General features: G+C 52.7%; 21 protein-coding genes and 1 pseudogene. 18 read left to right on the forward strand and 4 right to left on the reverse strand.

What is annotated here, in order from left to right:
- Positions 1-2: 2 nt before the first annotated feature.
- Positions 3-446 (reverse strand): PaaI family thioesterase, encoded by a 444-nt coding sequence (locus GP475_RS12150; RefSeq protein WP_187974609.1) that lies wholly within the window; start codon positions 444-446, stop codon positions 3-5.
- Positions 447-592: 146 nt separating this feature from the next.
- Here GP475_RS12150 and paaZ point away from each other — a divergent pair, with 146 nt between their 5' ends.
- Positions 593-2,692, forward strand: coding sequence for a phenylacetic acid degradation bifunctional protein PaaZ (gene paaZ / locus GP475_RS12155; protein ID WP_187974610.1), 2,100 nt, complete (start codon positions 593-595; stop codon positions 2,690-2,692).
- A gap of 98 nt (positions 2,693-2,790) precedes the next feature.
- On the opposite strand, the gene GP475_RS12160 is transcribed toward paaZ, so the two are convergent.
- A complete protein-coding gene (locus GP475_RS12160; protein ID WP_187974611.1) occupies positions 2,791-3,348 on the reverse strand; it encodes a VanZ family protein in 558 nt (185 codons plus the stop codon).
- 63 nt (positions 3,349-3,411) lie between these two features.
- Between GP475_RS12160 and GP475_RS12165 the strand changes: the two genes are divergently transcribed.
- The 9 genes from GP475_RS12165 to GP475_RS12205 all read left to right on the forward strand — a co-directional run bounded on the left by GP475_RS12165 (position 3,412) and on the right by GP475_RS12205 (position 13,783).
- Entirely contained in the window at positions 3,412-5,064 is a 1,653-nt protein-coding gene (locus GP475_RS12165; protein WP_187974612.1) for an NAD(P)H-hydrate epimerase, read from the forward strand.
- Positions 5,065-5,548: 484 nt separating this feature from the next.
- A complete protein-coding gene (locus GP475_RS12170) occupies positions 5,549-6,169 on the forward strand; it encodes a hypothetical protein (RefSeq protein ID WP_187974613.1) in 621 nt (206 codons plus the stop codon).
- On the forward strand, positions 6,166-7,758 hold the full coding sequence (locus GP475_RS12175) for a hypothetical protein (protein ID WP_187974614.1): 1,593 nt from the start codon (positions 6,166-6,168) through the stop codon (positions 7,756-7,758). Before GP475_RS12170 ends, GP475_RS12175 begins: the two co-directional genes overlap by 4 nt.
- Positions 7,759-7,914: 156 nt before the next feature.
- Positions 7,915-9,219, forward strand: coding sequence for an MFS transporter (locus GP475_RS12180; RefSeq protein ID WP_187974615.1), 1,305 nt, complete (start codon positions 7,915-7,917; stop codon positions 9,217-9,219).
- 51 nt (positions 9,220-9,270) lie between these two features.
- Positions 9,271-10,518: an alpha-hydroxy acid oxidase gene (locus GP475_RS12185; protein ID WP_394367392.1), complete on the forward strand. Its 1,248-nt coding sequence runs from the start codon at positions 9,271-9,273 to the stop codon at positions 10,516-10,518.
- Positions 10,519-10,584: 66 nt separating this feature from the next.
- Positions 10,585-11,865: an adenosylmethionine--8-amino-7-oxononanoate transaminase gene (locus GP475_RS12190; protein WP_187974616.1), complete on the forward strand. Its 1,281-nt coding sequence runs from the start codon at positions 10,585-10,587 to the stop codon at positions 11,863-11,865.
- Positions 11,862-12,551: a dethiobiotin synthase gene (gene bioD / locus GP475_RS12195; protein WP_187974617.1), complete on the forward strand. Its 690-nt coding sequence runs from the start codon at positions 11,862-11,864 to the stop codon at positions 12,549-12,551. The genes GP475_RS12190 and bioD overlap by 4 nt, the downstream gene beginning before the upstream one ends.
- A 22-nt stretch (positions 12,552-12,573) precedes the next feature.
- Positions 12,574-12,804 carry a hypothetical protein gene (locus GP475_RS12200; RefSeq protein ID WP_187974618.1) on the forward strand — a complete coding sequence of 77 codons (231 nt, stop codon included), beginning with the start codon at positions 12,574-12,576 and terminating at the stop codon, positions 12,802-12,804.
- A gap of 10 nt (positions 12,805-12,814) precedes the next feature.
- Positions 12,815-13,783: a tetratricopeptide repeat protein gene (locus GP475_RS12205; protein WP_187974619.1), complete on the forward strand. Its 969-nt coding sequence runs from the start codon at positions 12,815-12,817 to the stop codon at positions 13,781-13,783.
- Between the two features lie 36 nt (positions 13,784-13,819).
- On the opposite strand, the pseudogene leuS reads toward GP475_RS12205, so the two are convergent.
- Positions 13,820-16,692 (reverse strand): annotated as a pseudogene (leuS, locus tag GP475_RS12210) (leucine--tRNA ligase).
- Positions 16,693-16,820: 128 nt separating this feature from the next.
- On the reverse strand, positions 16,821-18,056 hold the full coding sequence (locus tag GP475_RS12215; RefSeq protein ID WP_187974620.1) for a dicarboxylate/amino acid:cation symporter: 1,236 nt from the start codon (positions 18,054-18,056) through the stop codon (positions 16,821-16,823).
- 107 nt (positions 18,057-18,163) lie between these two features.
- On the opposite strand from GP475_RS12215, the gene GP475_RS12220 reads away from it, so the two are divergent.
- The 8 genes from GP475_RS12220 to GP475_RS12255 all read left to right on the forward strand — a co-directional run bounded on the left by GP475_RS12220 (position 18,164) and on the right by GP475_RS12255 (position 26,346).
- On the forward strand, positions 18,164-18,610 hold the full coding sequence (locus GP475_RS12220; RefSeq protein ID WP_187974621.1) for an SdpI family protein: 447 nt from the start codon (positions 18,164-18,166) through the stop codon (positions 18,608-18,610).
- A 300-nt stretch (positions 18,611-18,910) separates the two neighbouring features.
- Complete coding sequence (locus GP475_RS12225) at positions 18,911-20,518, forward strand: anthranilate synthase component 1 (RefSeq protein WP_187974622.1); 1,608 nt, start codon at positions 18,911-18,913, stop codon at positions 20,516-20,518.
- On the forward strand, positions 20,515-21,189 hold the full coding sequence (locus GP475_RS12230; protein WP_187974623.1) for a glutamine amidotransferase-related protein: 675 nt from the start codon (positions 20,515-20,517) through the stop codon (positions 21,187-21,189). The genes GP475_RS12225 and GP475_RS12230 overlap by 4 nt, the downstream gene beginning before the upstream one ends.
- Positions 21,190-21,200: 11 nt before the next feature.
- Positions 21,201-22,229 carry an anthranilate phosphoribosyltransferase gene (gene trpD / locus GP475_RS12235; RefSeq protein WP_187974624.1) on the forward strand — a complete coding sequence of 343 codons (1,029 nt, stop codon included), beginning with the start codon at positions 21,201-21,203 and terminating at the stop codon, positions 22,227-22,229.
- Positions 22,216-23,676, forward strand: a complete 1,461-nt coding sequence (gene trpCF, locus GP475_RS12240; protein ID WP_187975943.1) for a bifunctional indole-3-glycerol-phosphate synthase TrpC/phosphoribosylanthranilate isomerase TrpF — start codon at positions 22,216-22,218, stop codon at positions 23,674-23,676. Before trpD ends, trpCF begins: the two co-directional genes overlap by 14 nt.
- The gene (trpB, locus tag GP475_RS12245) at positions 23,666-24,952 is read left to right on the forward strand and encodes a tryptophan synthase subunit beta (RefSeq protein WP_187974625.1); all 1,287 of its coding nucleotides are present in this window, start codon (positions 23,666-23,668) and stop codon (positions 24,950-24,952) included. Before trpCF ends, trpB begins: the two co-directional genes overlap by 11 nt.
- The gene (gene trpA, locus GP475_RS12250) at positions 24,953-25,789 is read left to right on the forward strand and encodes a tryptophan synthase subunit alpha (RefSeq protein WP_187974626.1); all 837 of its coding nucleotides are present in this window, start codon (positions 24,953-24,955) and stop codon (positions 25,787-25,789) included.
- A gap of 167 nt (positions 25,790-25,956) precedes the next feature.
- Positions 25,957-26,346, forward strand: coding sequence for a Rieske (2Fe-2S) protein (locus GP475_RS12255; protein WP_187974627.1), 390 nt, complete (start codon positions 25,957-25,959; stop codon positions 26,344-26,346).

The raw sequence follows: 26,346 nt of genomic DNA on the forward strand, positions 1-26,346 counted from the left end.
CCCTAGGCCTCTGATGGGGTGGAGGATCGTGGCTCTACTAGGGCGTTGGTGATCCGAGCGGTGCATAAGCGCCGACCATGATCGTCGGCGATCACCACCTCATGGGAGCATAGGCGTTTGCCGAGGTGAAGGGCTGTGGCTGTGGCTATAACCTGGCCTTCGCGACCGGAAGAATGGTGGGTTGCGTTGATGTCGACCCCCACTGCCACTTTGCCCAAGGTGGAAGCATGAATAACCGCAGCCCAACTGCCTACCGCCTCAGCCAAACACACCATGGCGCCACCGTGAAGAAGCCCGAATGACTGCCTATTCCCGGAGACCGGCATAGAGGCCACTACTTTCTTGGCACTCTGGCTCAGAATCTCTACTCCCATTTTCTTATCTAGTTCCCCTAACACAATCTGCCAGGGCACACCCGGGGTGGGGGAGGAGTCAGAATGAGACATCAGGTCATTCTCCTAACAAGTATCTCTTACCAACATTTTTTGGTGATATCCGTTACACTATAACCATATACTGACCGACCGTACGGGTGGTTACTCCCGTCTCGACACTCCCTCACCCTCAGAGCACTTAAGGACATTTCTTTCCGATGACTACACCCCACATTGCGCGCGCTATCCTTCACGATGATGAACCCACCGTACTTCCCAGTTACCTCAAAGATCAGTGGGTATGGCCACAAGAGGGCGGAAGAATTAGTGATATTAGTGATCCAGCCACTGGGGCAAGAATCGCCCGAGCTACCACTACTGGGCTGGATTCTCAGGGCGCGGTAGAGCACGGACGCCGTTGCGGCCACGAAAATTTAGCCAAGCTCAGCTTTCATGACCGCGCTCTTATTCTCAAGGATCTGGCGTTATACCTGCAAGAACACAAAGAACAGCTGTACCAGATTTCCTATCACACCGGGGCAACCTCCCGAGATCACCTCATTGATGTTGATGGTGGGATTGGCACTCTCTTTGTGTTTTCCTCTAAAGGTCGCCGTGAAATGCCTAACTCTACCGTGATGATCGACGGCAGCGCCGAGCAATTATCGCGAGATGGAACCTTCCTCGGTGAGCACATCTACACCCCAATCCCAGGCGTCGCAGTACAAATCAACGCTTTCAACTTCCCGGTTTGGGGGTTCCTGGAGAAATTTGCTCCCGCGTTTATTGCCGGGGTGCCCACCATCCTTAAGCCTGCGACTCCTACTAGTTATGTGGCGGCTGCGTGCGTCGAACTTATGATAAATTCCGGGCTTCTTCCTGACGGTTCGCTCCAACTCATCAGCGGTTCCGCTGGTGACCTGCTATCTCACCTGGATTATCGAGATCACGTAGCCTTTACCGGTTCCGCCGGAACCGCGGCAATGTTGCGTAAACAAGTAGCAGATGGTGTCCGGTTCAGCGCGGAAGCAGATTCTTTGAACGCAGCTATTCTGGGCGAGGGGGTCAGCGTCGAGGACCCTGAATTTGATGCCTATATTCGGACCCTCTTTGGGGAAATCAGTGCCAAAGCGGGTCAAAAGTGTACCGCTATCCGGCGCGCATTGGTGCCCGAATCCATGGTGGAGGCTGTGGTCTCTGCGCTATCACAGCGCATAAATGACAAAATCATCGTGGGAAATCCTCAGGATGATGCCACCACCATGGGGCCAGTGGTATCCCTGGAGCAAGCTGAGGATGTCAAAGCAGCAACGCAGCGGCTTATTGAGGCTGGTGGAGTCCTCAAACTTGGTGGTCCGAACGCTATTGATGGGGCCTTTGTTCCGCCCACTATCCTCAGCTTTGATGGTGATAACCGCTGGGCAGAAGCCGTGCATACGGTAGAAGCCTTTGGTCCAGTGGTATCAGTTGTGGCCTACCATGATCGACACGAAGCTATAGAATTGGCTGCTCGTGGTGGTGGATCCTTGGTGGCTACCGTGTGTACCCATGATGCTGAGGAAGCGGCGGCCTATGCTCAAGGGATTGCAGCCCACCACGGGCGCCTGCACTTCCTGGATCGAGACGATGCCCGAAGTACCACTGGACATGGATCACCCCTGCCTCATCTGATCCATGGTGGGCCAGGGCGCGCCGGTGGAGGGGAAGAACTTGGGGGAGTCCGCGGAATCAAACACTATATGCAGCGCAGCGCCATTCAAGGAACGCCAGACCACCTCACCGCTATTACTGGCCAGTGGCATCGTGGAGCCCGCGTTAACAAAGTCACCCGTGCTGAAGTTGATGCTGGCACCGGTACGCACCCCTTCCGTAAATCCCTCGCTGAACTACGCATCGGGGATCAATTTGCCTCGGACCTGCGGACCGTTGAGCTGAAGGATATTCTCGATTTTGCCCACACCACTGGTGATACGTTCTATGCGCATACCGATGAAGAAGCTGCGATGGCTAACCCCTTCTTCCCACGTCGCGTAGCTCACGGCTACCTGTTGGTGTCCTGGGCAGCCGGACTTTTCGTAGAACCTCAGCCCGGCCCGGTTCTAGCTAATTACGGGCTAGAGAATCTACGCTTTATTACCCCGGTAACCTACGGTGATGCCATAAGAGTGGAACTTACTGCTAAGCGCATTACGCCCCGAGTCACCGATGACTATGGCGAAGTTGCCTGGGATACGGTGCTTTATAACCAGAATGATGAGATAGTCGCACAGTATGACGTGCTGACGCTGGTAGAAAAAGAACACCTCACCTATGGCTAAAAGGAAGGTTCGACGTCTCTTCGGCGTCGGATAACCTTTCGTGGACTTTTAGCTTTGAGGTTGAGGATAGGCTAAGACCCGGAAGCGATAAAGACCATTTAGCTGGGTGGGATAGGGCGGACGGGGAACTGGTCTGCCGGATAGAAGATTGGGGTTAATCCCACCGTGAGGAGGAAGGAACACACCGCTAGAGCAATGATTCCGAGGGTGATCTTCTGGATGGTGGGGCTAGCGAATCTCTGGTGGAACAACGCTCCCAGTGCGGTGCCAACGGTGTTGAGAAGAAAATCATCGGTATCGGTGCGTCCGGCTCCAAGAATGAATTGACTAATTTCAATCGCGAGGCTGAAAGCCGCCCCCACCATAATGATTTTTCGTAGCGACCATTGAATTCGGCAAGACAGCAAAAATCCCAGCGGTAGAAAGAGTAGGACGTTACCTACTAGGTCAAAAATTGGACTGAACCACGTGGTACTGGTCCAGATCTGTTCGAAGGGGATTAGTTCTAAGCTGCGGTGTTCTTGGTTCTCTGGGCGCCAGAGGTAGCCAATGCGATACCAGCGTTTACAAAGAGTGAGTGCCAGAATCACTCCCACGTAGGCTAAGAGCAGATAATTCACCCAGGCGTGGGAGACTCTACGGTTTGTGGTACTCATAGGGTCTAACCTTAGAGGTGGAAGGTCGCTTGCTGCACCTCGTATTGACCGCAAGGGAGAATAATGCAACCCCAGCATCTTGCCGCACCACTGTTCCGGGTCGCCCACATCCGCGCAGCGGAGGCGCCTCTGCTCCAGGAGCAAACTCATCCCGATCAGCTCATGCGTTCGGCAGCACACGCCGTCGCGGAAACAGCCCAGATGATGCTGCGCCGGACCGACTGCAAGAACGTGTTGCTTCTGGTGGGATCCGGCGGCAATGGCGGCGATGCTCTCTATGCCGGAGTTGAGCTGCTCAGCGACGGGGTGGACGTCGCTGCTTATCTGCTCTACCCAGAAAAAACTTACCAATCAGCTTGGGAGGCTTTTTGTGCCGCTGGAGGTCGGGCAATAGATCAACATGAGCTGACGGCAAAGCCCTGGGGTTTGGTGATTGACGGGCTCTTAGGGATCGGTGCTCGGGGTGGTCTTCGTGCAGAAGCGCAGGATATTGTCGCGGCGGTATCCGAATCTGCAGCACCGGTGTTAGCGGTAGATATCCCTTCCGGTGTTGACGCCGACACCGGACACGCTGGTCAACTTCATCTTTCCGCTGACCTCACCGTGACGTTCGGCGGCCTGCGCTACGCCCACGCGCTTTCTCCGACGTGTGGTTTAGTTCTTCTGGGGAATCCGCATCTTCCCGGCCAGCTCCAGCGAAGCATTCAAGCGGAATTAGCAACTGACGCGCCATCTGACGCCGCTGTTCTCTACGCCTGGCGAACAGAAAACATACCCGATCTTAGTGAGCCTCGTCGTCGCGGAGCATCCCTTGAGCCTATTCCCCTTTATCCCCGTTTCCCCCGGCAAGAACCCAGCATCGACGACGATAAGTACAGCGGTGGGGTAGTGGGAATTGCGGCCGGGTCGGCGAAATATCGCGGTGCCGCTACTCTATGCACTGCCGGGGCGCTACGAGCTACTAGCTCGATGGTTCGCTATGCCGGAGACTGTTGGGAACGGGTCGTGGCGACTCATCCAGAGGTGGTAGCCACAGCGACACTAACTGACTGTGGCCGAGTTCAAACCTGGGTTTTTGGCCCTGGTAGAGGGCTAGATTCCACAGCCCGTGAGGAGCTTTCTTTCCTTCTTGCCCAGCCTGAACCCCTGATAATTGATGCCGATGGGATCAGTCTGCTTGCGCAAGATTCAGCTCTCCTTGGTGCGTTAAAAGACTCGACGTCAACCGGCCGCACAATTATCCTCACCCCTCACGCCGGGGAGTTTTCTCGATTGGCTGCCGCCATTAACACTGGTTCAGGAGATAGTTCCATGCCGGACGTGGAAAACGATAGCTTGTTGTCTGTGCGTAGCCTGGCTGGCTACCTAGGGGCAACCATCCTCTTAAAGGGGCGAACCAGCATTATCAGTACCGAACAACAATCGTTGATCGTGAATTGCGGTAACTCCTGGGCAGCAACCCCTGGATCAGGAGACGTGTTGGCCGGTGTACTAGGCGCACTCGTGGCTCGTTATGAAGCGCGAAATAAAAGATCCGACACCGATGTTTCACGTGAAACCTTGCTTGACGTAGTGGGTGAAGCTGTTATTCTCCACGCCAGAGCAGCAGCACTAGCCTCTGAAAACATATATGGACAAGCTCCAATCAGTGCTGTTCAGTTAGCTAAAGCGATACCCCTAGCGTGGACGAAAGAACTGAACAACCCGGAAAACTAACGCCTCGTAGAACTTAGATAAACACGACCAGAAATCGCTGTTCCACCTATGCGGTGGGCTTTCACTGTTGGCGGGATACTCTAGATGACACATCCTAAGTGGGGCGCGTTAGTGGGGGGTGCTGGGTTTCGGTGGGGGTGCTGGGGCGCGCGATAGGGGCGAAGAATCTTCGTCTCACCTCGCGATGGCAAAGAAGGCGATATACTTCCTAGTGGGAAACTACTTTTTTGGGTTTCAGGGTAGTCACTCAGACGTTTTGCGACGTCTTGGTGGTTTCAAACGCGCAGTTTAGGGCAGCTAAGCACGAACAAATCAGCGAGGCTGAGGCTGTCATCACACACCTGTTTTCCGGTGATCCACTACGTGCTAAGGAGCACCTGTTCATAAAAAAAATTTGCTGTCGCGGAACCTCAACTGCGGGACCGCAGTCTAACCGAGTACCTGCATCACAACTGCTTGAAAAACTCACAGAGGAGGACCTGACGTGGCCAGACGCTCAGCACCATCTGCTTTAGGAATGGTCCTGTCCAGCATGATGATCTTGCTTTTGCTGTCTGGCTGCAGCAATGACGTATCTAAGACACAACAAGAAGAAACGACGGTAACCGCAGCTTCCGGGATTGAATTTGATCCACACATGCCCTACGCGCCTGGAGAATTCAACGCGGAAGATCCCAACTTCACACTGCGGAATATATGCGAAGACTATACCGACGACATGGCGGCAGAGCTGGAGTTAGGGAAGAGGCTTCCCAATGTAGAGGAACCCTCTTCCGAGCATGGATACCTCTGCCAGTTTGTCCCAAAAACACGAATGGAAAGCTTCGACGACCTGTTTCTGGTGAATGATTCTTTCGCTAAAGAACAAATAGAGAATAATCTTGTGATTTTTCAAGATCCTCATCAATCTCGCATTCCCGGGGTCTATTCATATCTACTTAGTCCTCATGACCAGTATCAATGCACTGCTGCCTATGCTAGTAACAGCGGAAGAGTTAATCTCACTTATTTCGATTTTGATTTGAGGGGACGTCCAGAAGCGCTTTGTAATAATGCAGTACAAACACTCGAAAAAATTATTATCAGGATCGGGGGATCCCTATGACAATCGAAATAAATTTCGGCTCAGTCTATAAAGAAGCTTTTTCCCTAGAGGATATTGCTGAAAAAACTGAAAGAACCATCCAATCGGCCGTACAACATGGTTTATCACCAACATATTCACAAGTATCTGGGCTAGATCAGCTCGCTAATTCTCATTCGAATTCCTTAGTTGGGGGATCTAACTCCGCTGCAGTGGCACTTACTGAATACGCAATCCAAATACGGTGGGCGGCCGATACTTTACATAAAAGCGTTCATGCTATCGAGTCTCAAGAATTGTTTAATTCTCAAGGATTATCGATCGCCAATCCTGATGGAACACCAATGGATCGGCATGTCTTATTCCAAGCACAACCGATGCCTACTATCGCTCCTTTTCATTTCCTTCCGCCGACTGTTTTACCCACTCCGAAGTTAGAGTTACTGGCAGCCCAATTTCACACCACTAACCCTGCTCAAGTTCTGTCAGCATCCCAGGCATGGAGCAAGTTAAGCGCCAAAATAGAAGAAGTAGTGGCAAATCTCCATCAAGTTGCTAGTTCTCTGAACTCGCATAATCAAGGAGAGGTCATTGATAAGGCTTCAGCCAAAATTCTGGGTTTAGCTCAGTCGGGCCAAAATTTCGTGGTCAATGCAGGTGCAATGGCTGCTTCAGTTAGTCAATTGAATACCATCCATGCCACTGGTTTAAAGATTGTGCAGGGTATGCAGGCTATCGTTGCAGCGAATTCGACCGATCCTGCTCGTGCGCAAATAATTGAGCAAGGTCTATTACAAGCTTTCCCGGGGATCTTCACGCCGGAAGTGCTGACAGGAGTGCCGGTAGTCAAACACCTCATGGAGCTTCCCCCTAGTACCGGCGGTGGTTCGGCTGAGGCCCGATTAGATCAAACAGTTGCTGAGCACCTGCCTACAGGAGTTGGGCTTGCTCCCTCAGGGCAAATTGTGGACCACATGATTCGGGCGGTAGAGGATCAGACTGGTCTTAGGGTCAACTACCCTGACCATGTTCCACACCCCGCAGCTGACTCGCTTAATGCAGTCGGAACACATTCGGCTCAGGCAGTTCCACAGAACTTACAGTCGATGGTGCCCCCTACCATTACTGGAAATACGGGCGGTGTTTCAACTTCTTCACACACCAATGGAGCAACACATCTTCCTGGTTTTTCGAGCAGTATGATCCCTTCTAATTCAAGCTCCTCCACAAATGCCGGCGGACTAAACCGTTTCGGTGGTCCAGGAAACAATCTACGCACCCCTAGTAGTTTTACCGGCGGGTCAGGTACAACTGGCTTCGGAGTACCTGGTTCTGGAAACCAATCAGCTGGTAGTGGAGCTCTAAATAGTGGCAGCACATCGGCAACTTATCTAAACAACCAAGCAAGCACGGCGATGACCACCCGGGGACCTGGCGGGTTAGCTCATGCCACTCACGCGGGTACTTCCGGTAGTACTGCAACACATCGGAGACGTAAACCCGTTAAAACTGTCACCAGCGCAGTAGAGCGAGAGGGCAATTTATTAGAGCTCCTAGGTCCACGCCCAAAGATTGTGCCAAGGGTAATAGGTGATTGGGTAAGAGGATAACCTGGCAAAAACTAACAGCCTTCTTCCAGGAAGAATCCTCACAACCTCCGCATCAACGTAAAAATACTCATTCACCAGCCCACTTAAGATAAATTACAGTGACGTAAATGGGGGTAAATAGCTACCAAAATATCGGTCTGCGTTTAGACTGCCTTCATGAATTCCCCGACCGCGACTTCTCATCGCCTTACTGCTGCCGGGCGGCGAGCTCTTATTGCCGCCATCACCGGATCTCTTATTGAATGGTATGACTATGCACTGTACGGCGCCGCTGCCGCTGTAGTTATTGGCCCCTTATTCTTCAATGGCTCGCCTATTGGCGCTCAACTAGCTTCCTTCGCTACTTTTGCCGTAGGTTTCCTTGCCCGTCCGCTAGGGGGAATAGTCATAGGGCATATTGGCGACCGCTATGGACGTCGCCCTGCCATGCTGATTGCCATTCTCATGATGGGATTCGCGACGGTAGCAATAGGTCTTCTTCCTACCACCGCTGTTCTCGGGTCTTTTGCACCTGCTCTCTTGGTGCTGTTTCGCCTCATCCAAGGCTTGGGCGCTGGCGCCGAACTAGCCGGAGCAATGACTATTGTCGCTGAATTTGCGCCTCCACATCGTCGGGGTTTGTTAACCTCCCTTGTTCTAGCTACTCCGCCCACAGGCATAGTGGTAGCCACTGGTGCTTTTCTTCTAGCTGCTTCTCAAGGTGATGAAATCCTCCTCGGTTGGGCGTGGCGAATCCCCTTCCTCATCTCAATCCTCCTTTTCGCATTGGCGGTGTTTATTCGCCATAAACTAGAAGAAACCCCTGAGTACGTAGCCGCGATGGCGCATCATGAAGAAAAGAAGAAAGATCATCTTCTCCCGCTCAATCGATTAATTTCTGTTCATCCCATAGAAGTACTCCTAGGTTTCCTTAGTGTCACCGGACATAATGCCTTGAATTACACCATGGCTGTGTATGCACTTTCCTTCATGACATCTCCTGACATCGGAATGTCACGATCCTCCGCCCTGACTGCGGTGATGGTGGGAACTCTGTTCGGGACTATCACCACCCCCGCAGGCGGTATCGCCGCTGATCGTCTTGGGGCTTCCAGAGTTCTCGCGCTAGGCTCTGGGCTCGGGGCACTTTTCGCTTTCCCACTGATGTTTGGCCTAGCTAGCGGATCCCTTGTCTGGGCAACGTTAGTGATTGCCCTAGGTTATGGCGTAATCATCGCCATGACTTCCGGGGCGCAAGGCGCGTTCCTCGCTAGTTTGTTCCCACCTGCGGAACGATATAGCGGTATAGCCTTGGCACGAGAACTCAATGGGGCAATAGTCGCCGGCTTTACCCCCTTGATTCTGACCTGGGTCCGCACCCACTCAGGAAACGCTACCTTTGTCCCTGCATTAGCTATTGCATTGTGTTTGGCTACTTCTTGTCTCGCCGTTGTGGTAGGAGGCTCCCGGGCACGACATTAAAACGAAATTAGGAATAGCGATTGTTTTCCATCTAGAAAGGTTTTGTTTCACGTGAAACGTCAAATCCCTCAAATCTCAGAATTACTTCCACTCATGCACTTCGCTCGGCCTTCCCTCGACCGTCGGGCAGCGCGGCTAGCTCGCGCAGCAAGCGTAGAAGACCTCCGTGTGATCGCACGTCGCCGCACTCCCAAACCTGCCTTTGATTATGTGGATGGGGCAGCAGTCGACGAACGAACTGCAGACCGCACTAGAGAAGCCTTCCTCAACTGTGAACTTGTTCCTCGGGTACTGCAGGGCCACGGAGACGTCGATCTCAGCACCACTATCGCTGGTGGCCCTTCAGCACTTCCTTTTGGCATCGCACCCACCGGATTTACTCGTTTTATGCATGCGGAAGGAGAAGATGGTGGAGCCGCCGCAGCAGCTTCTCACGGTATTCCCTTTAGCCTTTCCACTATGGGTACACGGAGTATAGAAGAAGTTGCCCAGATCGCCGGGGCAGGGAGGAAATGGTTTCAGCTTTACCTCTGGCGCGACCGAGAAGCCTCCCAAGATTTGCTCCGCCGAGCTGCTGACAATGGTTTCGACACCCTCTTGGTAACCGTTGATACCCCGGTAGCAGGACAACGGCTCAGAGACGCCCGAAACGGGATGACTATTCCCCCCAAACTCACCTTGTCCACCGTGGTTGACGCAGCTTGGCGTCCAGAATGGTGGTTCAATTTCCTTACTACTGAACCGCTTACCTTTGCGTCACTCAGTGATACCACGCATGAGCTACCAACCCTGATCAACTCCATGTTTGACCCCACCATCAATATGGATGATTTAGCCTGGATCAGGAAGAATTGGCAAGGAAAGCTTCTTGTAAAAGGCATCCTTACGCCAGCCGATGCCCTCATGGTGCTCGATGCCGGAGCAGACGGCATCGTGGTTTCCTCTCACGGCGGGCGTCAGCTCGACCGAGCTCCAATCCCACTTCAAGCGCTACCTGCTATTAGGGCAGCTGTCGGTAATGATGTTGACATTCTCTACGACTCTGGCGTGCGCTCCGGTAATGACGTGGCCATCGCTTTAGCCCTCGGCGCAGACTTCTGTCTGATCGGCAGAGCCTATCTTTACGGTTTGATGGCTGGTGGCCGGGAAGGAGTCGATAAAGTCATTGACCTTATTGCCAACGAACTGAGGATTAGTTTGCATCTTCTTGGGGTATCCGGAGTCCAGGAACTAAACCGTGATCATGTGCGGACCCCGTGGGATAAATCTGAAGAAGATCCCGCCACCTTCCAAGCGTAGGAAGCTCTCCACCCCCTTATTTAACCCCCTTGAACATTGTTCATCCTGCTTAGCTAGGGTAGAGGAGTGAGAACTGAGGATCTAACTCGCTTTGACGCCCAGCACGTCTGGCACCCGTATGGACCACTTCCTTCCGCTGTTCCAGCTTTACCCGTGGTTGCAACCGAAGGAAGTTACATCGAACTGGCTGATGGTAGGAAACTCATCGATGGAATGAGCTCCTGGTGGGCGGCAGCACATGGGCACTCCCACCCAAAGCTAGTCAAAGCTGCAACTACCCAAGCCACCACGATGAGCCATGTCATGTTTGGGGGACTTACTCACGAACCCGCAGTTAACCTCGCTCAAGACCTCGTCGCGCTTAGTGATGATCCTCTTGAATGTGTATTCTTTTCTGATTCCGGTTCCATCTCCGTGGAAGTAGCAATCAAAATGGCCTTGCAATATGCACGCGCCACCGGTCACCCCGAACGTAACCGGATCATGACCTGGCGAGGTGGATACCACGGTGACACTCACTGGCCCATGAGTGTGTGTGATCCCGACGGCGGTATGCACTCACTGTGGTCAGGTGCCCTCACCCCCCAGGTTTTTGCTCCTCGACCCCCAACACGAGGTTCTTCTGACCAAGACATCAGCGCCTATCTCAAGGAATTTGAATCTCATCTCCAAGACAACGTCGCTGCGGTCATCATTGAACCGGTAGTCCAAGGAGCCGGCGGGATGCGCTTCCATGATGAAGCACTAGTCCGAGGAGTAAAAGAGATCTGTCAACGCCACGAACGGCTATTCATAGCCGATGAAATCGCTACTGGTTTCGGTCGAGCCGGCTATTTATTTTGCACCAGCAACCCCGGCGCCGACGCCACTCCGGATATTCTCTGCGTGGGCAAGGCCTTAACCGGAGGTTTTTGCACCCTAGCCGCCACCATTACTACTCGAGAAATCGCGGAGACTATCTCGCGTGAGCATGGCGGCATTATGCATGGGCCGACGTTTATGGCCAATCCCTTAGCGTGCGCTGTCGGACATGCGGCGATGGGCATCATCAAAACGGGGGAATGGAAAAAACAAGTCCCTCGGATCGAGACTCAGCTTCAGCAGGGGCTTTCTCCTCTTGCGTCCCATGAAAACGTTGCAGACGTTCGGGTGTTGGGAGCTATCGGAGTGGTGGAAATGAAAAAACCCGTGGATATGGTGTCCGCTACTGCAGCTGCCGTATCGGCGGGGGTGTGGCTACGTCCATTCGGGAAACTGGTCTACACCATGCCGATGTATCCCAGCACCGCCGAAGAGATAGAGAAGATTTCTCAGGCAATTACCGCTATCGTGGAGGCACAATCATGAAAATTACCTTAGTCACCGGCACTAACACCGATGTCGGAAAAACCATTGCGACGGCAGCTCTGGTGGTGCGTTTGCAGGAGCAGGGTAAAAGCGTCGCGGTGATGAAACCAGCTCAAACCGGTGAACCGGAAGGGAGTGGAGACTTAGCTACCATCCACAAGCTAACTGGCCTTGACCATCTATATGAATGCGCTCGATTTCCAGAACCTTTAGCCCCTGATGTCTCAGCTCAGCGCGCTGGGGTTTCGCTGTTGGATTTTGATGATGTCGTAGAAAGAATTGTCGGATTAGAAGGCAAGTATGAGCATTTACTCATCGAGGGAGCAGGTGGCCTTTTGGTCCGCCTTGGTGCTCAACAACAACCTAAGCGACTATGGACCTTAGCTGACTTGGGGGCAGAACTGCATAGCCGAGGTTATGACACCGAGTTTCTCATCGTTACCAGCACCAACTTGGGCAGTTTAAATTCTGCTGAATTAACTGTCGAAGCTCTTCGACATCGGGATTTGCCCTGCGCTGGGCTTATTGCTGGTTCTCATCCGACCCACGCCGGTTTAGCTGAACAGCTCAATCTCACCGATCTTCCTCGTGTCACAGACCTACCCCTGCTAGCGGTAATACCGGAAGGCAGCGGCAAACTCTCCACTGCCGAATTCCGCCATGCTTCTCAGCAATGGTTTTCTTGACGGACGCGTTAAAATTCAAAGCATGGATGAGGCCAATAACACCAGCAACTACAATGTCCGAATCATCGCGGCATTACTACTTTTGGTCGCTTTCGGGGGGCTTCCAACTATGGTGGACGGGCGTCCTTTATGGGCTGCTTTATTGGGTGCAGCCGGGGTGATCGTCGCCATTATTATGCTCGCACTGTCCCTGGGGACTATCTTGCGTAACCGCCGTCGTAACCGGGTGAGGAAACTACACGACGACGCGTAGGGTAGGCTGCATGCTTCATCATCATCCGGCTCATGACTCTTGTGAACCTAACCTCGCCCGCGATCTCGAAGTTATCGGCGAAATCCCACCGGCCTCACTTCGTGCTCATCACCATCATCACCAAGAAATTGAAGCTCCGCTATTAGTGCGCCCCGCCATTCACGCCACGATGTTTCACGTGGAACCAGAAATTATTGCTCGGTCCCGACAAATTCCTGTGTTTGTGCTCTTAGGTGGACCCCTGCACCCTGGGGTCAAATATACTCGGCAGCTCTTGAGTACAGCAGCCATCGAAGCCGGAGGTAGCTGGGTTTTCGCCTGGATAGATGCGGATCAAGAACCCGAGGTCATCACACAGTTTCGCCCCGAAAACTTACCTCGTCTCTACGCCGTGGCCGACGGCACTGCCATTGGATCTACTCCGCTTGGTGAAAGCGATGAGATACTCGAATGGGTCCGCAATGCGGTTCACCACGCCGCGGCTCGACTCCCAGGACTACCAGCGGAGGCGATACTGGAACGCCCCGATCATAATTCCGGGCACACAGATTATTCGGGAGATGACGTCGAACTTCCGGCTACGGAACTCCAACGGGCAGCTATTGCTGTTGCCGAAGGGGACTTTGAGCAGGCCCTAGAAATCTATCAGGACTTAGAACATTCGACGCCCCCAGCGCAGCACGACGTCATACTCCGCGCTCAAGCAGCGGTGGGAGTTCTTCAGCGCGCACAGAAGTCTACGCCTGGGGCAGATCCCATTTCCGTAGCGAATGCGCATCCTGAGGATGTGTCTTTAGCGCTGGCCGCTGCTGACGCAGAGATTATTTTAGACCAGCCCGAAGACGCGATTTGTCGGCTCAAGATTCTGGTGAAAGAGCCCGAAGCCCGAGCTCGATTAATTGAAGTTCTTCGCCTGCTCCCAGCCAATCATGAGTTAGTTGCCGCAACGCGCCAGGAAATTGCAGCAGCTATTTTTTAAATTCCGCTACCACACGTGCGCATTGCGCCCACTAACCTATTTCACAACCAGGTTAACCATCCGGCCGGGCACAACGATGTGCTTGACGATATCCTTGCCGTTGACCGCAGCACTGACCTTTTCTTCAGCTACCGCCGCCGCAATAATCTCATCCTGGGACGCATCCGCAGCGACCATGATTCTGCCACGAACTTTCCCATTGACCTGCACCGGAAGTTCAATTTCCGCATCATGCAACCATTTCTCATCAAAAGTGGGGAAAGGTTCATAGGTAATGGTGGCGTCATGCCCCAGACGACGCCACAACTCTTCAGCAATATGCGGTGCCACCGGGGAAACCATAATGATCAGCGGCATAATCGCTGCCACAGGGGTGTGCTGGGTATAGGTCTTTGTCAAATAATTGACGTAGCCGATGAGCTTTGCCACCACGGTGTTCATCCGCAGTTGCGCATAATCTTCCCGCACTCCAGCAATAGTGCGATGAAGCTGCCGCTGATCCTCCTCACTCAAAGGCAGATCTTGGGCTACAACTTCTCCGGTATTTTCATCAATGACTAAACGCCACAAACGCTGGAGGAAGCGTTGCGCACCCACCATGTCTTTCGTGGCCCACGGCCGGGAGGTATCCAAGGGGCCCATAGACATCTCATAAACCCGGAGAGTGTCAGCCCCGTATTGAGCGCAGATCTCATCGGGAGAAATGGAATTCTTCAGGGACTTGCCCATCTTCCCATATTCTTGGAAGACTTCTTCTCCCTGCCACCAATACTTTCCGTCGCGTTCCTCTACCTCAGCGGCTGGAACATACACACCACGAGCGTCTGTGTAGGCGTAGGCCTGAATATATCCCTGGTTATAGAGGCGCCGATAAGGTTCTGTAGAGGTGAGATGTCCCAAGTCGTAGAGAACTTTGTGCCAGAAGCGGGAGTAGAGCAAGTGCAAAACTGCATGTTCTACACCACCAACATAAAGATCAACTCCGCCGGGATCCTGTGGTCCGTGTAGATCAGGACGCGGTCCGGTCCAATAGCGCTCATTCTCAATATCGCAGAAAGCTTCATCATTAGCTGGATCAATATAACGCAACTGATACCAGGAAGATCCAGCCCACTGCGGCATAACATTGGTATCTCTGGTGTACTTGCGTGGGCCGTCACCTAGATCAAGCTCTACCTCCACCCAGTCTTTCACTTTCGCTAACGGGGGTTGAGGCTCACTGTCGGCATCCTCCGGATCAAAGGCCACCGGATTATAATCATCCACCTCAGGAAGCTCTACCGGCAACATAGATTGCGGCAAAGCGTGTGGAATTCCATCCTCGTCATAAACGATAGGGAAGGGTTCCCCCAGTAGCGCTGCCGAGCAAACAACCAATCCCTTAATTTATATTGGATCTTTTCCCGCCCGGCTCCGGCTTCTTCAAGCCACGCAATGGTCTGGGAGATGGCCTCATCTTTCGCTAAACCATTGATGTCCAAGCCTGCGTCATTAGCTGAATTCACCGCCTCGCCAGATTCAGTGAAAGCTTCCTCTGAGATATTTCCGCCAGCAACCACTTCCACAATTGGTAAACCAAAAACTGTGGCGAATTCATAGTCTCGGACGTCATGGGCAGGCACCGCCATAATGGCGCCTGTTCCATATCCAGTCAGAACATAGTCAGCAATAAAAATCGGGATCTCTTGTCCATTAACCGGATTAATTCCATAGGCCCCCAAGAAAACACCCGTTTTTTCCTTATTTTCCTGGCGCTCTAAATCCGATTTAGCAGCAATGGCCTCGCGGTATGCTTGCACCGCTGCAGAGGGCGAGTCCTGTCCGAAAGTCCACCTCGGGTCAACACCGTCATAGTTTTGGGTGCCTCCCGCCACTAACTCATCAACAAGCTCATGCTCCGGAGCCAAAACCATATAGGTAGCACCGAATAGCGTATCCGGCCGAGTCGTAAATACCGTTAGGGTGTGGTTCTGCGCGGTGAAGTCCACCTCCGCACCTCTAGAACGCCCAATCCAATTTCGTTGCATGGATTTGACTTTTTCCGGCCAATCCAAATACTCAAGGTCATCAAGCAAACGATCAGAATATGCGGTAATCCGCATCATCCACTGAGAAAGGTTCTTTCGGAAAACCGGATAGTTGCCGCGCTCCGAGCGTCCATCCGCGGTCACTTCCTCGTTTGCCAGCACGGTGCCTAACCCTGGACACCAATTGACTAGGGACTTTGAACGATAAACCAACCGGAAGCTATCAATAACCTCTGCCTTGCTTAGGGCGTCTAAATCCTGGAAAGTACCGCGGTCGGCAAACTCCTCCGGAAGAGCAATCTCTCCGCTTTCCAAAAGTGGAATGAGCTCTGCGATCGGGCGCGCCTTTTGGGCATCCTGGTCAAACCAGGAGTTGAAGATCTGCAAGAAGATCCATTGGGTCCAGGTGTAATACTCCGGATCAGTAGTAGCTACTGAACGTCGTTCGTCGTGCCCCAAACCTAAGAGGCCTATTTGCCATTTCATATTGGCGATATTGGCCATGGTCGTGGTGCGCGGATGTGTACCCGTTTGGATAGCGTATTGTTCCGCCGGCAAACCAAACGCGTCGAACCCCATGGTGTGCAGCACATTCTTACCCAACATGCGGTTGTAGCGAGCGTAGGCGTCAGTGGCGATATAACCAAGCGGGTGACCCACGTGTACCCCTGAGCCAGAGGGGTAGGGGAACATATCTTGAACAAAAACCTTATCCGCCGGGAGCTTCTTCCCGTCCTTCGGAGCGAGTTTCCCTACTGGGTTGGGAGCATGAAAGGTGCCGTTCTCATGCCAATATTTCTGCCAACTACGTTCAATCTCATTCGCCAATTCCGGAGTGTACCGATGCCCGGTCTCCACGCTGCTATCGCTCGCTTTCGTCATGCCTAAATAGTGTAGTAGGCCAGCTCATCGCCACAACATCCAGCTAGAAAAACTCGCCGGTTTCACGTGAAACATCGTCATATTTTCACGAACCGGCGAGTGCAAGAATTGAGTTGTAGTCCCGACGCCTACTTGGCGTTTTCTCGCTGAGGATTCTCTTCTACCTCCGCCTCCGAAGAGCCCGCTGTCGTTGGTAGCTGATCTTTCGCAAAGCGATTAACCAGCAACGCAATTGCTCCGTCGCCCGTCACATTGGCTGCCGTACCAAAAGAGTCAATAGCAATATATGCAGCAATCATCAGGGCAACCTGGTCTGCGTCAAATCCCAACATGCTCTGCAATAGGCCGACAGCCGCCATAATTGCACCGCCCGGAACTCCCGGCGCGGCAATCATGGTGATACCCAGCATCAAAATAAATCCCACTGCTAAGGCAGGAGAGAGATGAGTGCCCGTCATATAGAGAATGGAATAGGCAAACAACCCGATCTTCATCATCGACCCAGCGAGGTGAATGGTGGCACACAGCGGAATAACAAATCCAGCCACATTGGCTTCTACGCCGTTTTTCCGAGCACACTGATACGTCACCGGAATCGTAGCTGCCGAAGAAGAAGTACCTAGAGCCGTGGCATAGGCCGGAAGCATATTCTTCAAAGCCCGGAAGGGATTTGTGCCAACAACCGCCCCTGCTAAAAGATACTGGGCAATAACATAAAGGACTGTCATGACGGTGGCGAGGATAAGAACCTTCGCGAAGGTCACCAAAGTGTGGGTGAGGTTTCCGTTCATCCCTAATGTCAAGAACATGCCGTAGATGAACACCGGAAGAAGCGGAATAATGAAGGACTCAATAACCTTCATCACCACTCGCTGAAGGTCTTGCGCAGCCTCATACAAGGTATCGGACTTCACCACCGTCATCGCTAAACCTACGGCGAATGCCAAAAGCAGAGCAGACATCACCTCAAAAGGCGCCGGCATCTCAACGGTGAAATAGGGCGAAATCGCTCCTTTTTCGATATCCACCGCAGCCACTAAATCTTGACCTTTCAAGAGGATGGGATAGAGCCACACCGAGAGGCCGTAGGCGATAAATCCAGAAATAATTGTAGAAATATAGGCGATACCGGTGGTGATTCCTAGCCACTTTCCAGCGCCGCGCCCGAGGCCAGCGATGGCGGGAGTAATTAAGGCAAAGATCAGAACAGGGACAAAAAAGTTCAAGAAATTGCCGAAAAGCCCGTTAAAAGTAGCGAAAATTCGGGCGAGCCATTCAGGGAAAAACAGGCTACACACAACGCCTAAGATTATTGCCACTAGCACCCGAAAGAGCAGGGAGGAGCTGAGTTGTTTGATACCCATAACGTCCTTCTTTGTCAGAATAAGGAAGAGCAGAATAGTTAACTCGGAACATTACCGCACGTCACCCCGCTGTTTAACCTTTACCTCATCGATATAGGCTAGGAACCATGAATTGGTTCCTCGGCATTCTCTTTCTCATCCTTGGCGTAGCCCAGGTGACTTTCGGTTTCCTCGCCTGGAAACGTAAGCTCCCCGGTAATAAATTCTTCGGCTTAAGGGTTCCTGAGGTCCGTAAATCCAAAGAAATCTGGGACTCCGCCCACGCCATTGCAGGACCCGTGTGGCTCTGCGGCGGTCTCACCCTCCTCTTCGCCTCCGTAATTGCTTTCCTTGCCTACGGCTGGCTCTGGTTGCTGACTGCGGCGACTGTTCTTATTGCCTTAGCTAGCCTTGGTTTAGGCGCCAATGTCGGTGCACGCACTGCCGTAGTGATGGATCAAGACATGGTCGACGAAGATTCATCATGTTGCTCTTCACCAGGTTCATCCGCCCCCGCATCCTCCCCTAAGGTTGACCTGGATGCTGTTCGCAAAGCCGCCCAGGCCCAGGACTAATTGCTCATGAGATGCGGTTTCATCTACCCGCATCTACCCCCAAACCCCGCTTCTTGTTGCACCATCCTCCCCATCCCGGTAAGTTTCCATACTATGAACGACCTATTCCAAATCATGGACAACACATGTTTGTGGTGGTGGCGCGCATCATAGCGGGCCATATTTTCGTCGTTCCCACTCAGCTACACAGGCGTCAGGGTCCGCAAGCTTCTCCAGAAGCACACCGCGGGCCCTTTTTTGGTACCGGAAGGGCCCCAACCTCACCGCCCTCAGCACTATAGAAAGGCTCACCTACCGGTAATGACTCACCTCCATCAAGAAAAACCTCCAGCACTAGAGGTCATTCGACGCAGCATCCCTTATCAAGAAGAGGCTTCCGCATTATTCGAACGGCTCGGCGGGGTCTCGGCAACTGATTCGGTGTTATTGGAAAGCGCGGATATTACCACCCACTCCGGTATTACCTCGGTCATGGTGTTATCCGCATCTCTACGGCTAAGTTGCTTCGGCCAAAAAGTCTATGTTCAAGCTCTAAGTCCGTCGGGCGCGGCCTTATTGGCTCAGCTCACGTCTCAGCTCCAGGACTATCAATGTGCCACTACCTTGCCGGACACTAGTGCGTTCCATTTCCCGATATCACATGCCGCCGATGAGCGAGAACGTCTCAAAGCAATCAGCACTATGGCACCACTCCGACAGCTTCAATTCCATTCCGGTATTCAAGACAGCAGCGGCACCATGCCATTTTTAGCCGGCGGATGGGCTTTCGACTATCTAGCTACTTTCGAGTCACTTCCCGAAGTAGCGGAATCTAGCAATACCTATCCGGATTACCAATACATCATGGCTGAGGTTCTTCTGGAGATTAATCACCAGGAGCACACTGCACAGTTAACGGCGGTGGCCACGGCTGATGATCTTGATCGCATACAGGAACAACTGGACGCTATTGAAGAGATTTGTAGCACTGCTCCGGCTCCTCGGGAATGTTTCACGGGAAACATGAATCCATCCCCACTCCATGTCCATGCAAGTATTGCGGATGAGCCTTTCCGCTCCATCGTGGAAGATTTACAGCAGGAAATTGAGCGGGGAGAGGTCTATCAAATCCTTCCGGCCCGCAATTTCCACACGGATTGTCCTGACGCCTTCGCCGCCTATAAAGAACTGCGTCGAACTAATCCAAGTCCCTACATGTTCTATATTCGCGGCAGTTCTTCCTTAGAACAGCATCACCCCTACGAACTTTTTGGCGCCTCTCCGGAATCTAATCTTAAGTTCACCGCCGCAAACCGTGAGGTTCAGCTTTATCCCGTAGCTGGGACCCGCCCCCGCGGCCTCAACCCCGATGGCACAGTTAACCATGAACTAGATATTCGCGCCGAATTGTATATGCGCACTGATGCCAAAGAGCTCGCCGAACACATCATGCTAGTAGACCTAGCTCGGAATGATTTAGCGAGAGTAGCCCTCCCAGCTACTCGAAAGGTAGCTGATTTACTTCACGTAGATCGGTATTCCCGGGTCATGCATCTAGTCTCCCGGGTAGTAGCAACGTTGGACCCAGAGTTCGACGCCCTGGATGCTTATCGCGCATGTATGAATATGGGGACGTTAACCGGCGCGCCCAAGTTACGGGCCGCAGAATTGATCCGATCAGTAGAAGGGCAGCGTCGTGGTAGTTATGGCGGTGCTGTGGGCTACCTCCGCGGCAATGGAGATATGGACAACTGTATTGTGATCCGGTCAGCCTATGTCCAGGACGGAAAAGCGAATGTTCAAGCTGGTTGTGGGGTAGTCCGTGACTCTCGTCCCCAAGCTGAGGCCGATGAAACTTTGCACAAAGCTTACGCCGTTCTTCACGCCATAGCGCTGGCAACCGGCCGTCCATTAGAGGTGATCCGATGAGTAACGCTCGCATTATTCTGATTGATAACCGCGATTCCTTCGTCTACAACTTGGTAGACGCCTTTGCTACAACGGGTCGCGAATGCACAGTTTTCCGCAATAACGTCGACCCTTCGACGGTCCTGGAACACCATCCCGACGTGATCTGTTTATCTCCAGGTCCTGGCCATCCCACCGAAGCGGGAAATCTCATGGCTATTCTCGATGCCGCCCTTCGGGCGTCGGGCCCCCATAATCAGGGAATACCTGTTCTGGGTATCTGCCTTGGTTTCCAGGCACTTTTGGAGCATTATGGCGGTCACGTCGCACCGTGCGGGGCAGTACATGGAATCGCTGAGAATATGACCCTCACCTCCGCAGGAAGCTCTCACCGCATTTTTGAGGGTCTCACCCTGGATCGGGATCCCGAGCACCCAGAAAAGCCTGGGCAGCTTGTCCCGGTAGCTCGCTATCACTCTTTAGGATGCACCAACCCTCCAGCCGGTTTAGAAAATCTAGCGACTATTGATACACCTCATGGTGCAGTCAGTATGGCTGCAGAAACGGTTCAACGCCAAGGGCCAGGTCATGCTCTGGGGCTTCAATTTCATCCCGAGAGTGTCTTGAGCCCCTCGGGGCCCCTGATCCTACAAAGAAGTATTGATTATCTCCTCCGCACGCATCAGAGCTAAGGATTCTTCCGATGACGAACTCTTCCACAGTTGATGGCTTAATTGCTTACTTAGATAATCCGCACCCGACGGTCGAGGAAGCTGTTGATGTCTTTACCCCGCTCACGGTGGGGGAATACGACGATATCCACATTGCAGCTTTGCTCTGCACGATCCGAACTCGTGGTGAAACCTTTGCTGATCTAGCCGGGGCTGCGCAAGCTTTCCTCGCTGCTGGTCGAACCTTCCCGATCACCGGGAAGGGACTCCTAGATACAGCGGGTACCGGGGGAGACCATGCGAATCTCATTAATATCACCACCGGCGCTTCCCTCGTTGCCGCAGCGGGTGGATGCAAATTGGTGAAGGTGGGTAACCGTTCCGTGTCCTCACAGTCTGGTTCTGCCGATGTTCTCGAAGCAATGAACATTCCCCTAGATTTGGACCCGGATCGTGCTGTTCGTCAATTCAAGGCCTCTAATTTCACTTTCTTGTTTGCTCCGGCCTATAACCCCGCGGTAGCTCATGTCCAACCCGTTCGTCGAGCTCTGAAAATCCCCACGATCTTCAATACTCTTGGACCGGTATTGTCTCCTGCCCGACCGGAATTTCAAATCATGGGAGTAGCTAATCCCCAGACCGGGAGAATGATTACTGAGGTTTTCCGAGAATTAGGTCGCAGCCGCGCTTTGGTCATCCACGGGGCCGGCACCGATGAGCTTGCTGTCTGGGGAGATTCCCAAGTCTGGGAATTATCTCCTGACGGAGAAATCAAGGAATACCTGGTAACTCCGGATGATTTAGGGGTAAAACGTCATCATCTTTCCGATCTCAAAGGCGGCGACGCTCAACAAAACGCAGCCCACCTCTATGCAGCCTTTGATGGCACCGGACCAGAAGCGCATCGCGATGCTTTGGCCGTGAGCGCCGGAGCTATGTTCTATCTCAACTCTATGGTGGATGATTTTGCTTCTGGCACCGCCATGGCCCAGAAGCTTATGGCCGATGGCACAGTCCGCGACTGGCTTCGTACCCACGAGGAGGCAAATTATGCAGAATAATATTCCCACTGTCTTAGAGGGGATCGTTTCTGCCCGACGCCGCCATCTACCGGACATCCGTCAACGGATTAGTCATGTAGACCCGGCAGTATTGCCTCGTTCTCAGCGTTCGCTTTTTCACGCCCTTGGTGGCGGGGATCCTCAAGGGCGTATCAATCAGAACCGCTACATCATGGAATGCAAGTCTGCATCCCCCTCCCTGGGTTTAATCCGGAAAAATTATTCCCCAGGAGAAATTGCCCGGGTATATTCCCGCTACGCTTCTGCTATTTCGGTCCTGTGCGAACCAGAGAAGTTCGGTGGGGATTATGACCACCTCGCTACTGTTGCAGCGTCCACTCATCTTCCCGTGCTCTGTAAGGATTTCATCATTGATCCCGTGCAGCTTCACGCAGCACGTTATTTTGGGGCAGATGCTGTTTTGCTTATGCTCTCCGTCCTCGAAGATCAAGAGTATCGGGAATTAGCAGCCGAAGCTGACCGCTTAGGGCTTGATGTTCTCACCGAAGTAATCGACGAAGATGAAGTTTCACGTGGAACATCCTTAGGCGCCAAGATCTTTGGCGTCAATCACCGTAATCTGCACGATCTCAGCATCGACCTTAGCCGTTCATCGCGTTTGGCACGCCATATTCCTCCGGATGCCGTGCTGGTTTCGGAATCTGGGATTCAAGACCACCACACTATCCGGAAACTCGGTGGTCATTCTCATGCCTTCCTCGTGGGTTCCCAGTTAACGAGCCAGCCCGATATTGACCGAGCTGCTCGCTCCTTGGTCTTTGGCACCCATAAGGTCTGCGGGTTGCAAACACCCAGTGCGGCCCAAGTTGCCCGAGCCTGCGGAGCCATCTATGGTGGTCTCATTTTTGAACCAAGCTCTCCCCGCAATGTTTCACGTGAAACAGCCGAAAAAATTATAAGCGCCGAGCCTGGTTTGGAATATGTGGCGGTGTCTCGTCGAGAGTCCAGGTGGTCAGAACTCACATTCGACGGTATCTCGGTCCTGCAACTTCACACCCCACTTCATCGCTCAGTGGCTGAAGAACTGGAATTCCTCAACCGCGTCCGGGAAGACGTCGGACCGCACATCCGACTGTGGAGAGCAATATCAATGACTGAACCCCATAGTGCAGACATTGCCCGAGAACTGTCTCGCTGCCAAGACATAGAACTGCTAGTTTTGGATTCCCAGCACGGGGGAAGTGGCCAAACCTTTAATTGGTCTTCTATTCCTCAGGAGATCCTGGCGAAATCACTTCTAGCTGGAGGTATCAACGAAGATAACCTCACCGCAGCTTTAGCCGTAGGATCTGCGGGTATCGACATAAACTCCGGCGTAGAGTACCCCGTCTCTTCCGGCACGTGGGCACATCATAAAGACGCAGCTGCCCTCCACCGCATATTTAGCATTATTCACAATGATTTCGAGGCTAAAGATGACAACTAATTTCGATGAACAATCCGTTCTTCCCGCTGGTCCCGTACAGGAAGGAAAACTCACGCTACTTCCTGCTTACTTTGGAGAATTTGGAGGGCAATTTGTACCGGAATCCTTGATTCCTGCCCTCGACCAGCTAGAGCAAGCGTTTGTAGACGCCACTCATGATCCAGAATTCCAGGCTGAATTTGCCCGCTATATGCGAGATTATCTCGGGCGGCCTACACCCATTACAGAGTGTCAAAATCTTCCGGCGGCAGGTAAGGGGAAAGGTTATGCTCGGATTTTCCTCAAACGAGAAGACCTAGTTCACGGCGGTGCCCATAAAACTAATCAGGTCATTGGCCAAGCACTACTTGCCAAAAGAATGGGGAAAACCCGGATTATTGCGGAAACAGGTGCCGGCCAACATGGTACTGCCACGGCCTTAGCTTGCTCCTTGCTGGGGCTTGAATGCGTCATCTACATGGGTGCTGAAGATGTCGAGCGTCAGCAGCCAAATGTGTACCGGATGGAACTCATGGGCGCGAAGGTCATTCCCGTAGACTCCGGGTCAGGAACTCTGAAGGATGCCGTCAATGAGGCTCTTCGAGATTGGACTGCTACCTTCCATGAGTCCCATTACCTCCTCGGTACGGCTGCTGGCCCTCATCCATTCCCCACCATTGTCCGGGAATTTCACCGCGTTATTTCGCGTGAAGCGCGGCGCCAAATGATAGAGAGAATCGGAGAATTGCCCGACGTCGTGGTGGCTTGCGTCGGCGGCGGCTCCAATGCCATCGGCATGTTTGCTGATTTCATTGAGGATGACTCCGTGGAATTAGTAGGAACGGAACCCGGGGGCGAGGGGATGGATACTGGCCGCCACGGCGCTACCATCTCCAATGGTTCCATCGGCATTCTCCACGGTGCTCGCAGCTATTTAATGCGGAATACCGATGGGCAAGTAGAGGAGTCTTATTCTATTTCAGCAGGCTTGGATTATCCGGGTGTTGGTCCACAACACGCATATCTCCATCAATCCGGCCGAGCAAAATATGTGGCCATCAGTGATGCGGAGGCCTTAGAAGCTTTCCAGCTTCTGTCCTTAAAGGAAGGAATAATTCCCGCCTTGGAGTCTAGCCACGCCTTAGCTTACGCGCTCAAACGGGCGCGATCTGCCGAAGAAGAATCGAAGAAGATCACGATTTTGGTTTCCTTATCTGGCCGCGGCGATAAAGATATCGCTCATGTGCGTCGGACCTTAGAGGACAACCCCGAACTCCGCATCAAGGAGGAACAATAAATGTCACGTTATGACCAGCTCTTTTCTCATCTACACCGCAAGAATGAGGGCGCATTTGTTCCCTTCCTCATGCTGGGCGACCCAAACCCGGAGATATCAATGGAGATTGTCCGTGCCGTGGTCGAGGCCGGTGCGGATGCTCTTGAGCTCGGTGTTCCTTTTTCGGATCCCGTCGCTGATGGTCCGACGATTCAAAAGTCACACCTTCGTGCCCTGGATAGTGGGGTAGTAGTTGATGATGCTCTAGCTCAGATTCGACAGATCCGGGAGGAATTCCCCGAGTTGCCCTTGGGGATGTTGATCTACGGCAATGTTGCTTTTACCCGCGGCATCGATAGGTTCTATGCAGAATTTGCGGATGCGGGCGCTGACTCAATTCTGCTTCCGGATATTCCGGTGCGGGAGGGTGAGCCCTTTGCCCAAGCGGCCATCGACGCAGGGATTGATCCTATTTTCATCGCTCCGGCTCAAGCCAGTGAATCTACCTTGGCGGGTGTTGCGGCTCTTTCTCGCGGCTACATTTATGCTATTTCTCGCGATGGAGTAACAGGTACCGAACGTGAATCCTCGACAACTGGTCTAGATCAGGTTGTCGAAAATATCCGACGTTTTCATGGGGCGCCTATTCTCTTGGGATTTGGCATCTCTGAGCCACAACATGTCCGTGATGCCATCAACGCTGGGGCACAAGGTGCTATCACTGGATCAGCAATCACTCGAATACTTGAAAAGCATTGTTCTGGCCACCATCCAGAACCCACACAGGTTGAGGATCTTTCGGGCTTATTGGAAGAGTTGCGGGAATATGTTCAGCGAATGAAGGCTGCCACTAAATAACGTCAATTGACGTTATTTAGGCTCTCCCCCAGTATGGAGCTAATGCATCAAAAATGGTAATTTCTTATTTATATTAAGAAATAAAGGGGTGATCCCTTTATTCGCTTTCCATTTATGGGCTAAGCTATTTCTTCCTTGGCGCCTGATCACTTGGCATAATAGACAGTATGACTCAGCAATCCTCACCCAATTCGCAGCCTTGTTCTCGCAGATTATTCTTAGTTGGGACAGGCACCACCCTCGCTGGGGTTCTCTTAGCAGCCTGCGGGTCAGATAAGTCTCAAGAGCTCAAATCTAGTGATGTACCGGTCGGAAGTGCCGTGATCATTGGTGACCTCATTGTTGCGCAACCTGAACCAGGTCAATATCGGGCCTATTCGGCGACGTGCCCCCATCAAGGAGCAAAAATTTCCCAGGTGGAGGGAAACACCGTGCAGTGCCTAGCGCACAACTCCAAGTTCAGCATTAAAGATGGATCTGTCGTCTCTGGCCCAAGCAAGAAACCATTAAGCGAAGCTACCATCTCGGTCCAGGGGGATAATCTTTCCGTCAGCTAA

It is taken from the genome of Corynebacterium poyangense (assembly GCF_014522205.1).
Taxonomy (GTDB): domain Bacteria; phylum Actinomycetota; class Actinomycetes; order Mycobacteriales; family Mycobacteriaceae; genus Corynebacterium; species Corynebacterium poyangense.